Annotated in this window: 15 protein-coding genes and 1 other RNA gene; 11 read left to right on the top strand and 5 right to left on the bottom strand. The window is 71.5% G+C overall.

Annotated features, from left to right (window positions below; translation table 11 throughout):
• Window positions 1-33: 33 nt before the first annotated feature.
• Window positions 34-762: an Rv3235 family protein gene (locus ACN28C_RS33695; RefSeq protein WP_422771503.1), complete on the bottom strand. Its 729-nt coding sequence runs from the start codon at window positions 760-762 to the stop codon at window positions 34-36.
• Between the two features lie 212 nt (window positions 763-974).
• On the bottom strand, window positions 975-1,202 hold the full coding sequence (locus tag ACN28C_RS33690) for a helix-turn-helix transcriptional regulator (RefSeq protein WP_421490838.1): 228 nt from the start codon (window positions 1,200-1,202) through the stop codon (window positions 975-977).
• 297 nt (window positions 1,203-1,499) lie between these two features.
• On the opposite strand from ACN28C_RS33690, the gene ACN28C_RS33685 reads away from it, so the two are divergent.
• Complete coding sequence (locus tag ACN28C_RS33685; RefSeq protein WP_422771502.1) at window positions 1,500-2,012, top strand: DUF6912 family protein; 513 nt, start codon at window positions 1,500-1,502, stop codon at window positions 2,010-2,012.
• 112 nt (window positions 2,013-2,124) lie between these two features.
• Here the strand turns inward: ACN28C_RS33685 and ACN28C_RS33680 are convergent, their stop codons facing one another.
• Together ACN28C_RS33680 and ACN28C_RS33675 are read right to left on the bottom strand one after the other, a co-directional pair.
• The gene (locus tag ACN28C_RS33680; protein WP_422771501.1) at window positions 2,125-2,448 is read right to left on the bottom strand and encodes a hypothetical protein; all 324 of its coding nucleotides are present in this window, start codon (window positions 2,446-2,448) and stop codon (window positions 2,125-2,127) included.
• A gap of 124 nt (window positions 2,449-2,572) precedes the next feature.
• Window positions 2,573-3,811 (bottom strand): hypothetical protein, encoded by a 1,239-nt coding sequence (locus ACN28C_RS33675; protein ID WP_422771500.1) that lies wholly within the window; start codon window positions 3,809-3,811, stop codon window positions 2,573-2,575.
• Between the two features lie 290 nt (window positions 3,812-4,101).
• Between ACN28C_RS33675 and pruA the strand changes: the two genes are divergently transcribed.
• The 9 genes from pruA to ACN28C_RS33630 all read left to right on the top strand — a co-directional run bounded on the left by pruA (window position 4,102) and on the right by ACN28C_RS33630 (window position 12,542).
• Window positions 4,102-5,730 (top strand): L-glutamate gamma-semialdehyde dehydrogenase, encoded by a 1,629-nt coding sequence (pruA, locus tag ACN28C_RS33670; protein ID WP_422771499.1) that lies wholly within the window; start codon window positions 4,102-4,104, stop codon window positions 5,728-5,730.
• Window positions 5,731-6,007: 277 nt separating this feature from the next.
• Window positions 6,008-7,156 carry a protein kinase domain-containing protein gene (locus ACN28C_RS33665; RefSeq protein WP_422771498.1) on the top strand — a complete coding sequence of 383 codons (1,149 nt, stop codon included), beginning with the start codon at window positions 6,008-6,010 and terminating at the stop codon, window positions 7,154-7,156.
• A gap of 219 nt (window positions 7,157-7,375) precedes the next feature.
• Window positions 7,376-7,888: a helix-turn-helix transcriptional regulator gene (locus ACN28C_RS33660; RefSeq protein WP_421490844.1), complete on the top strand. Its 513-nt coding sequence runs from the start codon at window positions 7,376-7,378 to the stop codon at window positions 7,886-7,888.
• 215 nt (window positions 7,889-8,103) lie between these two features.
• Complete coding sequence (gene prfB / locus ACN28C_RS33655) at window positions 8,104-9,225, top strand: peptide chain release factor 2 (RefSeq protein ID WP_422771497.1); 1,122 nt, start codon at window positions 8,104-8,106, stop codon at window positions 9,223-9,225.
• 164 nt (window positions 9,226-9,389) lie between these two features.
• Window positions 9,390-10,070, top strand: coding sequence for a cell division ATP-binding protein FtsE (ftsE, locus tag ACN28C_RS33650; RefSeq protein ID WP_421490846.1), 681 nt, complete (start codon window positions 9,390-9,392; stop codon window positions 10,068-10,070).
• A gap of 102 nt (window positions 10,071-10,172) precedes the next feature.
• Window positions 10,173-11,048: a permease-like cell division protein FtsX gene (gene ftsX, locus ACN28C_RS33645; protein ID WP_422771496.1), complete on the top strand. Its 876-nt coding sequence runs from the start codon at window positions 10,173-10,175 to the stop codon at window positions 11,046-11,048.
• A 141-nt stretch (window positions 11,049-11,189) separates the two neighbouring features.
• The gene (gene smpB / locus ACN28C_RS33640) at window positions 11,190-11,666 is read left to right on the top strand and encodes an SsrA-binding protein SmpB (RefSeq protein WP_422774902.1); all 477 of its coding nucleotides are present in this window, start codon (window positions 11,190-11,192) and stop codon (window positions 11,664-11,666) included.
• 207 nt (window positions 11,667-11,873) lie between these two features.
• Window positions 11,874-12,249: a transfer-messenger RNA gene (gene ssrA / locus ACN28C_RS33635) on the top strand.
• A 167-nt stretch (window positions 12,250-12,416) separates the two neighbouring features.
• A complete protein-coding gene (locus tag ACN28C_RS33630; RefSeq protein WP_422771495.1) occupies window positions 12,417-12,542 on the top strand; it encodes a hypothetical protein in 126 nt (41 codons plus the stop codon).
• A 30-nt stretch (window positions 12,543-12,572) separates the two neighbouring features.
• On the opposite strand, the gene ACN28C_RS33625 is transcribed toward ACN28C_RS33630, so the two are convergent.
• Window positions 12,573-13,376, bottom strand: a complete 804-nt coding sequence (locus ACN28C_RS33625) for an S-methyl-5'-thioadenosine phosphorylase (RefSeq protein ID WP_422771494.1) — start codon at window positions 13,374-13,376, stop codon at window positions 12,573-12,575.
• A gap of 340 nt (window positions 13,377-13,716) precedes the next feature.
• On the opposite strand from ACN28C_RS33625, the gene ACN28C_RS33620 reads away from it, so the two are divergent.
• Window positions 13,717-14,271 (top strand): YqgE/AlgH family protein, encoded by a 555-nt coding sequence (locus ACN28C_RS33620; protein ID WP_107258059.1) that lies wholly within the window; start codon window positions 13,717-13,719, stop codon window positions 14,269-14,271.
• Window positions 14,272-14,309: the final 38 nt, after the last annotated feature.

Genomic DNA, 14,309 nt, shown 5'->3' with positions numbered 1-14,309 from the left:
CGCTGCTTTCCAGGCCGTCTGCGATGGCCCGCGTCAGAGCAACGCCACCGAGACTCCGACCCAGCTTCCCCGGCGCCGTTCGATGCGGAACGCCAGTGCCCAGGTGCGTCCGGGGGTGCCGACCGCTGCGGCCGCCTCGACGACACCGGGCCGGGGTTCGCAGACGCGGAGCCGGCGCAGCCGCAGCGTGCGGACGGGCTGACCCGGCCGGCGGCGCCCGGAGACGCGGCTGGCTGCGGAGGAGAGCTGCGCGACCATGCCGGCGGCATCGGCCGGACTGGCCAGCGCCCGGACGTGCCCGGCCGGCCGGTAGCCGTTGACGATCTCCAGGCAGGTGTCGAGGAACCGCTTCGCCGCCTGCCTCGCCTCGGGGGTCGCGCCGGCGAGGGCGCCTGCCGGGGCTTGGCCGGGAGCGCTTGGCGGTGTTGTGGTGGGAGCGCCTGCGCGCGTACCGGCGGGGGCACCGGTCGGGGCGGTGGCGGGACCGCCTCTTCGCGCGGTGCCGCGGCCGCCTCTTCGCGCGGCGGGGGAGGACGGTGCGGTGCCGGCAGGGGAGACGCGGACGGCCGGAGAGAGGGCCGGACCTTCGGCCGCGCCGGACGATCGAAACCGCTCGGGAGCGGGTGGGGCGGCGCCGGAGCGGGGCGCCAGGTCGAACCACGCGGCCGCGGCGTGCTCGTCGTCGAAGGGCGGATCAAGGGGCGGTGCGGGGCGCAGTCGCACGGTGGGCCGGACCGGCGGCCGGGTGCGGGCGAGGGGCATCCTCGTTCCCTTTCTTGATCTTGCGTTTGCTTTCGTTTGCCTCCGACGGGCTAATTTCTAGCGGACTCAACGGCCACCGTCAATGACGTCGATCCGACCGGACGAGGCACCGAAGGTGTGCCACACGGGGTGACAGGGCTGATGCGGCGGGCCGGTGCGGCAGGTCGGACAGCCGACGGGGGCAGGTGTCCGCGCCGGGCGCGACCCCGCGACTATTCGGGTAGGCGATCCACCAGCGGGTTGCCGGCCACCCACTCGGCGGTCTCGGCGTACTTGCGCTGGATGTACTCCTCCAGGCGGCTGCGCTCGACCCGCCACTGCCCCCGGCCACCGATCTTTATCGCCGGAAGCTCGCCACTGCGGACCATGTGGTAGACCTGCGAGTCCGAGACGTTCAGCTCGGCGGCGACGTCGGACAGCAGCAGGAACCTTGGTTCCACGGAAAGTCTCCCGGTTGTCGGTGGCCGCTTCAGTTTGCCATCGACTGCGGCCCGGTCGCCTCCGCCGTCAGGTCGCGACCGGGGAGCGGGCTGGAGTAGACCATGCTGGTGGTGACCGCCCCGAGCCCGTCCTGACCCGTGACGCCCGGTCCGGATCCGGATCCGCTGTCGGCCTGGGATCCGGATCCGCTACCGGCCGGAACGCCGCCGATGTACTACCGTCGCGGGTGAGTACAGCGACGCCGTGGCCCGGAGCGGGCGCCGGCGCGGGCCGGCGTCGAGCGGGAGAGACCTACCGTGACAGAGCAGCTCGTCCGGGTGTACGTCCCGGCAACCCTGCCGATGCTCGCCGAGTTGCGCCAGGAGGGCTGGATCATGGCGGCCCAGGGGCACGCGGTCACACCCGAACTGCGCGAGTGGTACGCCGAGGGCGACGAGGAGGAGCTGGAGTACGTCGCCTTCACCCGGGCGGCGCAGGAGGCGCTGCGGCTGCTCCGGGCCGATTCCGGGGCTCCCCGGCGCCGGGTCGTGGTCGCCGTGGACGTGCCGTCCGGGGTGGTCCACCGTGGCGACCACGAACTCGGTTCGAGCACCGTACGGCTGCACGGGCGGATCGGGGTCGGCGCCGTCGCCGCCATCCACGTGGACGGCGCCGGCGCGACGGAGGACGTGGCGGCCGCGGTCGAGGTGGTCGACGAGGCGTTGGCCGGCGACCCGGACGCGCAGTTCACCGTGGATGGTGCCGAGGACCACGAGTTGGAGTGGTACGACCCCTCGGAGCTGGACACGCTCTCCGGCGTCACCGGTTGACCCCGCCCGACCGGCGTACCGGGCCGGCGGCACGGCGGGCGGTGTCGGGACGGCGGCACGGCGGGCGGTGTCGGGACGGCGGCACGGCGGGCGGTGTCGGGACGGGGTGGCGTCAGGGCGTGTCGTCGGCCCTCCTGAGGCAGTTGAGCACGGCGGCGTCGACCGCTGCCTGGCTGTCCGGATCGGAGCCGGCCGCACCCGCCGCACCCGGCGCGCCCCTCAGGAACACCTCGCGCTGCTCGGCCGTCGCGTACTCCATGTACCAGTCGGCCAGGCAGTCGACCGCCCGGTCGGAGGTACCTGCCATTCGCGGGTCGGAGCGGATCTTCTCCACCACGTCGTCCCGCTGGGTGCCGCCGTCGGAACACGCGGTCAAGGCGAGCGCGAGTCCCAGCACGGCGAGACCGGCGGCGCCCCTCCTGCAAAGTCTGAGCATGACGCCAGTCTATGTGTGCCCGTTCCGCTCCGATGCTTCGGCGCCGGTCGGGTCCTCCGGAGGCGGAGCGGCTGGCGGCCTGCGGCCACGTCCCGCACCGGCCGGCGTTGCCGGACCGGGGTGCTCAGCGGCCGGCGTTGCCGACCGGCTCGGGGCGGTCCGCCGGCCCGCGGTCGTTTCCGGTGCCGCTCTCCGGGTCGGTGCCGCTCTCCGGGTCGGTGCCGCTCTCCGGGTCGGTGCCGGTCGTGCCGCCGGCCTCCGCCCTCGGATCGCCGTTCCGGGCCGTGTCCGGCGCGTCGTCCTGACCGTCGTACTCGGCCCCGACCGCCGGCTCGTCGCCCTCGGCGCCGTCCCGGTCGGGGCGCCGGAGTCCGGGCGGGGTCCCGGTCGACTCCTCGGCCGGCCGGAGCGTGCGGCCGAAGGCGATGATCGCGGTGAGCGAGCCGAGGAAGAGCACCAGCAGTGCGTGGTTGATCCGGGAGCCGCCGAGCAGGCTCTGCGCGGCCCGGTCCGCCTCGCTCAACGCTCCCGCCAGCCGGAGCACCTCCGCCCCGGCCGTCCGGGTGAGCACCTCGGCGGCGAGCAGCAGGAGGCCCGGCCCCGCGCCCGCGATCAGGTACGCCGGCCAGCGCGGCAGCGGCACCGTGCCGGCGGCCCGCCCGGCGGCCCGGCGCCCGGCGATCCGCAGGTAGCCGAAGGCCACCAGCCCGGCGGCGAGCCCGCTGGCCACCGAGGCGGTCCGGGAGAACCAGCGGAACCCGGTGAGCTGCGACGCCTGGGTGTCGCCGGAGCCGTAGAGGTCGAGCACCGGGTCCTGGAAGTAGCTCAGCGCGAAGCCGACCGCGAAGACGGCCAGTCCGGCGGCGACCACCGCAGCCACCACCAGGGTGTTGCGGAGCCCACCGGCGATGCCACCGACCGTGGCCGCCGCTGCGGTGGTGCCGGCGAGCACCATGATCGCCGAGCCCTCGCCGTAGTTGAGCGTCACCACCAGTGCGGCGAGGAACCCGGTGGCGAGGCCGGCGACGAGGGAGACCAGGAACCGGGGTGTGCTGCGCCGGATCCCGAGCCGGGTCATCAGGTTACCCAGCACGAGGCTGACGGCCGCACCGCTGACGAGGCTCGCCGAGATCACCCCCGGCAGGGCGTACGCGGCCGAGGTGATGGCCATCGAGACGATGCCGGAGGAGGCGATCTCGGCCTTGGCCGACCAGAGCATCGCGGAGAGCCAGCCGAGGGCGAGCACGGCGAGGACGAGCGCGCCGGGTGCGGGCACCGGGGACGGTGTGGCCGCTACCGGCGTCGCGGGCTCGACCGGTTGGTCGGGAGCCGAGGTCGCGGTCGTCCCGGACTCTTCTGTCATCATCTCCCCTTCAGCGGGTGGCCGGTCGCGGTGGCGTAACGGCGACGGGGGCTGGCGCGGTGCGATCCGGCCGCCGGTCCCTCAGCGTACGCGGACCGGTCGGGGCGACGGCTCGCCGCCGTTGCCCCGCCGAGCGGGGCGGTGGGGGCGACCATGTAAGGATTGGCGCAGGTCCCGCCCCCGGTGCTCCCGGCATCTTCCGAGAGCACGGGGCCGAGGTGCCCGGCCGACCGGTCGGGGCCGGCGGGGCCGGTTCCGCCGTCGTTGTCGAGATCGCCCAGGAGAATCCCATGGACGCCGTTCTCTCCGTTCCGGAGCCGCGCAACGAGTCGGTCCGCACCTACGCTCCCGGCAGCGCCGAGCGGGCCAGCCTGCAGCGCCGGCTCGGCGAACTCGCCGCCGAACGGCGCGAACTGCCGATGACCATCGGCGGTACGCAACGGATGGCCGCGGGTGCCGCGATCGACGTCGTACAGCCGCACCGGCACCAGCATGTGCTGGGGGTCACCCACAACGCAACCAACGCGGATGCGCAGGCGGCGGTGACGGCCGCGAAGCAGGCTGCCCCGATGTGGCGGGATTTGTCCTTTGCGGAGCGGGCTGCCGTTTTTCTCCGTGCCGCCGACCTGCTCGCCGGCCCCTGGCGGGACACGCTGAACGCGGCGACGATGCTCGGCCAGTCCAAGACGGCGATCCAGGCCGAGATCGACTCCGCCTGTGAGTTGATCGACTTCCTGCGGTTCAACGTCGCCTTCGCGCGCAAGCTGCTCGCCGAGCAGCCGCTGTCGTCGAGCGGCGTCTGGAACCGGTTCGACCACCGGCCGCTGGAGGGCTTCGTCTACGCCGTCACCCCGTTCAACTTCACGGCGATCGCCGCGAACCTACCCGCCGCGCCGGCGCTCGTCGGCAACACCGTGGTCTGGAAGCCGGCGCCGACCCAGCAGCTCGCGGCGCACTTCACCATGCGCCTCTTCGAGGCGGCCGGGCTGCCACCGGGTGTCATCAACATGGTCACCGGGGACGGCATCGCGGTCTCCGAGGTCACCCTTGCCGACCCCGAGCTGGCCGGCATCCACTTCACCGGCTCGACCAAGGTCTTCCAGAAGCTCTGGCAGGGCGTCGGCGAGAACATCGCGAACTATCGCGGCTATCCCCGGCTGGTCGGCGAGACCGGCGGCAAGGACTTCGTGGTCGCGCATCCGAGCGCCGACGCCGACGCGCTGCACACCGCGCTGATCCGGGGAGCGTACGAGTACCAGGGACAGAAGTGTTCGGCCGCGTCCCGGGCGTACGTGCCCCGGTCGCTCTGGGAGGGCGGCCTGCGGGACCGGCTGGCCGGCACCGCCGACGGGCTGGCGTACGGCGACGTCACCGACTTCGGCAACTTCGGCGGCGCGGTCATCGACGCCAGGGCGTTCGCCCGGCACACCGCCGCGCTCGACATGATCTCCGGCGACCCGGCGTGCCGGATCGTGGCGGGCGGCACCGCGGACGACTCGGTCGGCTGGTTCGTCCGGCCGACCCTCTTCGAGTGCGACGACCCGGGGCACAAGTCCTTCACCACCGAGTACTTCGGGCCGATCCTCGGCGTGCACGTCTACGAGGACGCGCGGTTCGAGGAGACCGTGCGGCAGGCCGAGTCGGTCGCGCCGTACGCCCTGACCGGCTCGATCTTCGCCACCGACCGCCGCGTGATCGATTGGACGACCGAGACCCTGCGGTACGCGGCCGGCAACTTCTACGTCAACGACAAGCCGACCGGTGCGGTGGTCGGGCAGCAGCCGTTCGGCGGTGCCCGGGCCAGCGGCACCAACGACAAGGCCGGCTCCTGGCACAACCTGGCGCGCTGGATGTCGCCGCGCACCATCAAGGAGACCTTCGTCCCGCCCACCGACCACCGTTACCCGCACATGGACTGACCGTCCACTTCCCGGCGCCCACCCACATCTGACCGTCCGTTAGCCGCGCCCGGATGTGCTCGTCCGGCGCCTCCGCCCGGTGGCCGGGGCACGGCGCCGCGGGTCCCGGGTTCGTGCCAGCCGGTTCCGCCCGGCGTCCCCGGTTCGTGCCAGCCCGGCCTCGGCCGGCTCACCGTCCAGTCCGACGACCCTAGCGTCACCTGCAGACAGCGCAAGGTGACCGTCCGTCAGTCGCTGACGGTGGGGCGGGCGGCGACCGGGCCAGGGGAGGGACGGCATGATCAACTGTGTGCTGGGCGGCCGCTACCGCCTGCTGCGGGAAATCGCGTACGGCGCGACCGGGACGGTCTGGCGGGCGCTCGACCTGCGTGGCGGTGGGTCGGTGGCGGTCAAGATGCTGCGTCCACAGGCCGCCGCCCGGTCGGACCTGGTGGCCGCGTTCGCCGTCGAAACGGAGATCGTCGCCCGTCTCGACCACCCCTGCCTGGTGCGCCCCCGCGACGTGCTCGGGCACGGGCGGGAGCGGGCGCTGGTGATGGAACTGGTCGAGGGGGAGGATCTCCGCCGTCGGCTGCACCGGACCGGCCCGGTGCCGCCGGGGATCGCGGCCGAGGTGGCGTCCCAACTCGCCGCCGGGCTGGCCTATCTGCACCGGCGGGAGATCGTGCACGGCGACGTGAAGCCGGGCAACCTGATCGTGCCGGCGGACGGCGGGCCGGTCCGGCTGGTCGACTTCGGTGCTGCCCGACGGGTGGGTACCGGACCCGCCTGGCCGGACACCCAGGCGACTCCGGAGTATGTCGCGCCGGAGGTGGTCGCCGGCGCATCGCCCGGCCCGGCCAGCGACGTGTACGCGCTCGGCATCGTACTGTTCGAACTGGTCTGTGGGCGCAGCCCGTACCGGGGTGGATCGCCGGCCGAGGTGCTCGACCGGCACCGCAGCTGCCGGCCGGTGCCGCCGCCCGGGATGCCGCCGGTGGTCTGGAAGTTCCTCGAGGACTGCCTGGCGGCGGATCCGGCGGGCCGGCCCGGTGCGGAGGTGGCCGCCGCCCGGCTGCGTGGCATGGAACCGGCCCTGGACGGACTGACCGCCCTCCCTCGGCCCGGCGCGGACCAGATCACCTGGTGGCCGCGGGCGGCCGCTGCGGTGACCGGGACGGCCCCGGTGGATCATGCGGCGACGGAGCCGCCCGCCGGGCCGCCGCGAACCGCCCCGAGGGCGACGTCGCCGCCGCCGTACCGGTGGATAGCCGTGCGACCGCCACCGCCGTCGTACCAGCAACTCCACCACGCGCAGGCCCTGCGCCGACCGGCGCCGTCGCGGGCCAGCCCCTGGCCGCCGGGCCGGCGCCCGTCCGCCGCCATCCCGGGAGCGGGTCCGGGCCGACCATCGGGCAGCTACGGCAAAAAGCCACATAACTGCTGAAAGTCGACTAACCTCCGCAATTGGCAATGCCGCTCGGCGGAGCGAGGTGTCCCGCCCGGGGCGGTCGGCTCCGCCGTGCCTGCGCGTGCCTCCGTCGTGCCCAATCCATCGATCGTCCTCATCCGACTGTCGCGGTAAAACAGTGCACAATGGAGACGCTCACCAGCGGATAGTGCCAAATCCTGGACGCGGCGCCGGCAAAGTGGCAGCGTGGAGGCTATGGCGGATGTTGCTATCAATCCCACTGCCGCAGCCCTGCTCGGGCTGCTCCATGAAGGACCCATGACAGGCGGCCAGTTGATGGCTGCCGCCGAGCGCCGCCTGGCGCCGTACTGGTCAATGACCCGCAGCCAGGTCTACCGGGAGTTGCCGGCCCTGGCCGAGCAGGGACTGGTCCGGCTTGGCAAGCCCGGCCCCCGGTCCAGCCAGCCTTACGCGATCACGGCGGCCGGGAAGCGCACCTTCTCCCGCTGGCTCACCGAGACCCCGGGGCGGGACACGGTGCGTAACCCGACGGCCCTCCGGGTGGCCTTCGGGCCGCAGCACTCGGCCAACCAGTTGCGCAACCTCGTGAGCAGTGCCAACGAGTACCACGCCGAGGCGCTGGCGGCAGCCCGGGAGCAGGCCCGGGATGCCAAGAAGGCCGGCGACTCGTACGGTGCCGCCGCCCTGGAGTTCGCGGTCGCGTACCACAGGGCGGCTCTCTCCTGGCTGAAGAGCGCGCCCGTCTGACCCGGCGGGACAGCGGACCCGACCCACCCGACCCGATCGACCCGATTGGCCCGGCCCGATCCGGTGCCGCGCGGCTGGCCGGGCGCGGCTGACCCGGTCCGAGCGACGCCCGGCGGACGCGCTGACCCGGCGCGGGTCACGCCCGACAGACGCGCCGGGACGCACCGTCCCCGGCGCCGACCCGGTGCCGCGGACGACCAGTACTCTTGACTGTCGTGACCGCTGCCGAATACGCCGACCAACTCAAGGATCTTGACGCTACGCTCCGCAACATCGAGGCCGTCCTCGATGTTGATCGACTGCGTCAGACCAAGGCTGAGCTGGAGGAGGCGGCCTCCGCGCCAGACCTGTGGGACGACCAGGCCCGCGCGCAGGAGGTGACCTCCAAGCTCTCCTACGTCAACGGAGAGATCGCCAAGCTGGAGAGCCTGCGCGGTCGGCTCGACGACGCCCGGGTGCTGCTGGAACTCGCCGAGGCGGAGAGCGACGCGGGCGTGCTCGGCGAGGTCGAGGCGGAGATCGGCGGGCTCGGCAAGGCCATCCAGGAGATGGAGGTGCGCACCCTGCTCTCCGGGGAGTACGACTCCCGGGAGGCGCTGGTGGCGATCCGGGCCGGTGCCGGCGGGGTGGACGCGGCCGACTTCGCGGAGATGCTGCTCCGGATGTACCTGCGCTGGGCCGAGCGGCACGGCTACCCGACCGAGGTCTACGAGACGTCGTACGCCGAGGAGGCGGGCCTGAAGTCGGCCACCTTCGCCGTCAAGGTCCCGTACGCCTACGGCACGCTCAGTGTCGAGGCCGGTACGCACCGGTTGGTCCGGATCAGCCCCTTCGACAACCAGGGGCGCCGGCAGACCAGCTTCGCCGGGGTCGAGGTGCTGCCGGTGACCGAGCAGACCGACCACATCGACATCCCGGAGAACGAGCTCCGGGTCGACGTCTACCGATCGTCGGGGCCGGGTGGACAGAGCGTGAACACCACCGACTCGGCGGTGCGGATCACGCACGTCCCGACCGGGATCGTGGTCACCTGCCAGAACGAGAAGTCCCAACTCCAGAACAAGGCCTCCGCGCTGCGGGTGCTCCAGGCCCGGCTGCTGGAGCGCAAGCGGCAGGAGGAGCAGGCCAAACTGGAGGGGCTGAAGGCCGACGCCGCCGGCTCGTGGGGCGACCAGATGCGCTCGTACGTCCTGCACCCGTATCAGATGGTGAAGGATCTGCGTACCGAGCAGGAGACCGGCAACCCTTCCTCGGTGTTCGACGGTGATTTGGACGGATTTATCGAGGCCGGCATCCGCTGGCGCAAGCAACGGCAGCTTGCCGGCGAGGCGGCGTGAACACGGCTCGCGTCCACGGCGCTGCGGTGCGTCGACGGCGATGATCGTTTTCATGTGCGGGGCGTGAGGGATGCGGGACGCAACGCAGCGTCGAGGGAAAAGCCGGGCGGACAGGCCGGGCACCGGACTTGGCGTTTCCGTTACGACGCGTAGACTCACCACCCGTGATTCAGCTTGAGCAAGTGACGAAGACGTACCCGAAGGCGTCCCGGCCATCGCTCGACAGCGTCTCGGTCGGGATCGAGAAGGGTGAGTTCGTCTTCTTCATCGGTCCCTCCGGTTCCGGCAAGTCGACGATCATCAAGCTGCTGCTGCACGAGGTGACGCCCAACAAGGGCCGCGTCATGGTCAACAACAAGGACGTGACCTCGATGCGCTCCTGGAAGATCCCGCACTTCCGGCGGTCGATCGGCTGCGTCTTCCAGGACTTCCGGCTGCTGCCCAACCGCACCGCGTACGAGAACGTGGCGTTCGCCCTCGAGGTGATCGGCAAGACCAAGGCGGTCGCCCGCCGGGTCGTGCCCGAGGTGCTGGAGCTGGTCGGGCTCGGCGGCAAGGAGCACCGCTACCCGCACGAGCTCTCCGGCGGTGAGCAGCAGCGCGTCGCGGTCGCCCGGGCCTTCGTCAACCGGCCGTTGATCCTGCTGGCCGACGAGCCCACCGGAAACCTCGACCCGGACACGTCGATCGAGATCATGCGCCTGCTGGACCGGATCAACCGCACCGGCACCACGGTCGTGATGGTCACCCACGACTCCAACATCGTCAACCAGATGCGCCGTCGCGTCATCGAGATCGAAAGTGGTCGCATCGTGCGTGACCAGGCCCGGGGCGTCTACGGCTGACCCGTCCCGCCGGCCGAGGCGGACAGCCCCCGGTCCGACCGGCCCCGGCCCTGAACCGACGAACACGAACGACCCCTGCGGAGATCCGGAAGGAACCCCCCGATGCGCTTGAAATACGTCCTGTCCGAGGTGTTGGTCGGGCTGTGGCGCAACGTGACCATGACCATCGCGATGATCATCACGATGGCGGTCTCACTGACCATGCTCGGCGCGAGCGGCCTGATGTATCTCCAGGTCGACGCCATGAAAGACGCGTACTACAAGGACATCGAGGTGTCGATCTTCCTCGTCGCGGGCGTGACCGAGGAGCAGCGCACCCAGTTGCAGACCGAGCTGGAGGGCGACCCACTCGTCCGGGAGGTCAAGTACGAGTCCAAGCAGGAGGCGTACGAGCGGTTCAAGAAGCTCTTCGCCGACTCGCCAGACCTCGTCAACGCGGTTCAGGCGGACAAGCTCCCCGAGTCGTTCCGGATCAACCTCGTCAACCCGGAGCAGTACCAGCAGATCCTCGACACCTACAAGGATCGCGAGGGGATCGACGACATCATCGACCAGCGCCGCCTGCTGGAGCAGATCTTCAACATCCTCGGCGCCATCCAGAACATGGCACTGGTGTCGGCCTCGGTGATGGCGATCGCCGCGCTGCTGCTGGTCGCGAACACGATTCAGGTCGCCGCCTACAGCAAGCGCCGCGAGGTTGCGGTGATGAAGCTGGTCGGCGCCTCAAACTGGTTCATCCAGGCGCCGTTCGTGCTGGAGGCGGTGGTGGCCGGGCTGCTCGGCGCGATCATCGGGTTCGGTGCGCTGATCCTCGGCAAGATCTTCCTGCTCGACGGGTCGCTGCGGGACCTCACCGACCTGCTCACCCCGATCGAGTGGAGCACGGTACTGCTGATGTTCCCGTTCATGGCCGGGGTCGGCGGTCTGGTCAGTGCGATCACCGCCTGGGTGACGCTCCGGTTCTACCTGAGGGTCTAGCTCTCCCCTCCCCGTCTCCCCGATCCACCGCAGGGCCCCTGGCAGGCGCGAAAGCGCGAGCCGGGGGCCCTGTGCCGCGAGGTAGCATTGCGCGGTTGTCCACGGCACGTGTGGCAGTACGAGGAAAGGGGTGTGGCGTCGATGCCACGGGAGAAGGGGCGGAAGGTCGTCGCCTCCAACCGCAAGGCGCGGCACGACTACGCCATCCTCGACACCTACGAGGCCGGCATGGCGCTGACCGGCACCGAGGTCAAGTCCCTGCGCGCCGGCCGGGCCTCCCTGGTCGATGCCTTCGCCCAGGAGCGGGACGGCGAGATCTACCTGCACGGCATGCACATCCCCGAGTACGCCCAGGGGACCTGGACCAACCACGAGCCCCGGCGCACCCGCAAGCTGCTGCTGAACCGCCAGGAGATCAGCCGGCTGATCGGCAAGCTGAAGGAGAGCGGGCTGACCCTGGTGCCGCTCTCGGTCTACTTCTCGGACGGCTGGGCCAAGGTCGAGATCGGCCTGGCCAAGGGCAAGAAGTCGTACGACAAACGGCAGGACCTGGCCAAGCGGGACGCGGACCGGGAGATCGCCCGGGTCGCCGGCCGGCGCGGCAAGGGGATGTCGTGACCGGTGTGACGAGAGTTGCGGCGGTGACGAGCGGATCCGGGCTACCACCCGGTCAGCGCGGTGCCGGCAGAGTCGTCGTCCACAGCCGGTGTGGCGGGAGGTATCCGGAATGAACTCGGCGGGCTGAGGCGTTAGGCTTGGGGTGGCCACCGAGAGGCGGTGGCCGAAGACTTCCACGGTCCGGGCTCCGGGCCAGGGAGCATCCCAGGGGGTGACTGGTTTCGACTTCGTACGTTGCGGCAGGGGAAGCGAGCCGAGGAAGCCGACGTCGTCTCGAGAATCGTTCGTCGGAAACCAATAAGCGCCAAGCAGAATCGCGCTGACTTCGCTCTCGCCGCCTGAGGCGGGTAGCAAGTCTGTCGGCCTGGGAGTGCCTTCGACCCAGCTAGCCGGCATCAGCTAGGAGGCTGGCCAACCGGACCCGGTCGCGGGGTCCGTGCGGCGAGATTAATCAGCGACTGGGCCCGTCACACCGACTCGCTCGCGTGATCGGAGGGGCCGAGTAGAGGCACAGCGAGCTGCGCTCGGAGAAGCCCTGGCAAGGCGGCGAAGGACCCGGGTTCGATTCCCGGCACCTCCACGACACCGACGGCTGCGCCCCGGTCCACTCGGACCGGGGCGCAGCCGCTTTCCGGCCTGCCGTCGACCCGCCCCGCGGCAGCGGGAAGCTGGCGTGCCGCACGTCGCGGGCGAGCCTGCCGGGGTCGCCGGGTTGTCGACCGCCGGCTGTCAGCGGCCGTCCTGGCGCACGTGATCCGTGTCCTGGAAGAGACGATCTCGGCCACCGACCTGCTCAGGGAACTGTTCCGGCACCGGCAGCGCGGCGCGGATCTGGTCTACGAGGCGTACCAACCGGACATCGGCGGCGAGACCTGACCGCGCGGCCCCCGGCCGACCGCCGCGCGTTCAGGGCAGGTCGATCGGCAGCTTGATGCCGTCGAGGCTGTGCGGGCACGGGCAGTCCCGGTCGGCGGAGAGCCGGCCGACCGCGTCGAGCAGCACCTCGCGCAGTCGCGCGGTGTTCTCGCCGAAGACCCGGAAGACCTCCTCCTGGGTCACCGCGTGCCCACCCTCCACACCGGCGTCGAGGTCGGTGACGAGCGCGACCGCGGTGTAGCAGAGCGCCAGCTCGCGGGCGAGCACCGCCTCCGGATGGCCGGTCATGTTGATGATCGAGCCGCCGATCGCGGAGAACCACCGCGACTCGGCCCGGGTGGAGAACCTCGGCCCCTCCACGACGACCATCGTGCCCCCGTCGTGTGCCTCGATCCCGTGCGCGGCAGTGGAGGAGAGCACCGCGCCCCGGCCACGCGGACAGTACGGGTCGGCGAAGGAGACGTGCACCGCGCCCCTGTCGTAGTAGGTCTGCGCCCGACCACTGGTCCGGTCGATGAGCTGGTCCGGAACCACGAACGTCCCGGGTCCGAGTTCCGGGCGCAGCCCGCCGACCGCACAGGGGGCGAGGATCTGGCGTACGCCGAGCGACCGCAACGCCCACAGATTCGCCCGGTACGGGATCAGGTGCGGCGGAAACCGGTGGTCCCGACCGTGTCGGGGCAGGAAGGCGACCGCACGCCCGGCCACCTGCGCGATCGTCACCGGGTCGGACGGTGGTCCGTACGGGGTGTCGATCCGATGCTCGGAGGCATCTTCCAGCAGTGCGTAGAGCCCGGATCCACCGATGACCGCGAGTTCCGCCTGCACTGCCATGCCCCTGCCTCTCCAGTTTCTGTCCCGGCCGTCTCGCCAGAGCTTCGCCGGGTCGCCGAAACGTCGGCCGGCTTGCCGGTTTGTCGGCAAAGCGCTCTGTGGACTAGCCCTACAGACCTTAACCAGCGCCAGTGCCGCAAGCTATGGTGCGTGGCATGGCGTTTACTACGCGCAGGATCACCATCGATCCTGTCGATCCGGTCAGGCCGATGACGTGCCGGGCCGTGACGACCGACGACGAGACACGGCAGCGCCCCGGGGAGCGGTCTCTGGTCCTCGGGCCGGCCGAGTAGTGGGTGCTGGCGTGTTCGGCGAAGGGCAGGCGATCGGGGGACGATCGATGGAGTCGATGACCGGGCAGTTGCTGGTCGCGACCCCTGCGCTCAAGGACCCGAACTTCGACCGGACCGTGGTGCTGCTCGTGGCCCATGAGGCGGGCGGTGCGCTCGGAGTGGTGCTCAACCGGGCCACCGAGGTGCCGGTCTCCGAGGTGCTCGGCGCCTGGGGCGGCCTGGCCAGGGACCCGGCCGTACTCTTCGAGGGCGGCCCGGTGCAGCCCGAGTCGGCGATCTGCCTCGCCCGGATGCGTACCCCGACCCAGCGGGTGAAGGGCATCCACCAGGTCACCGGCGCGGTCGGCACAGTCGATCTCTCGGTCGACCCGGACCGGCTCCGCGACGCCGTCACCGGGATCCGGGTCTTCGCCGGCTACTCGGGCTGGTCCCCCGGCCAGGTCGAGGAGGAGGTCGCCCGGGGGTCCTGGTTCGTCCTGGACGCGCTCCCCGGCGACGCGTTCATGGAGCGCCCGGACGACCTCTGGCCGATGGTGCTGCGCCGGCAGGGCGGGATCATGGCGGCGGTCGCGCACTTCCCGCCGGACGTACTGCTCAACTGACCCTGCGCGGCACGGGCGGCCCCTCGGATGACCGGGGT

The sequence above is a fragment of the Plantactinospora sp. WMMC1484 genome (assembly GCF_049315195.1).
Classification (GTDB): Bacteria; Actinomycetota; Actinomycetes; order Mycobacteriales; family Micromonosporaceae; genus Plantactinospora.
The sequence above is the reverse complement of the archived record's forward strand: the minus strand, read 5'-3'. Positions and strand labels throughout refer to the sequence as shown.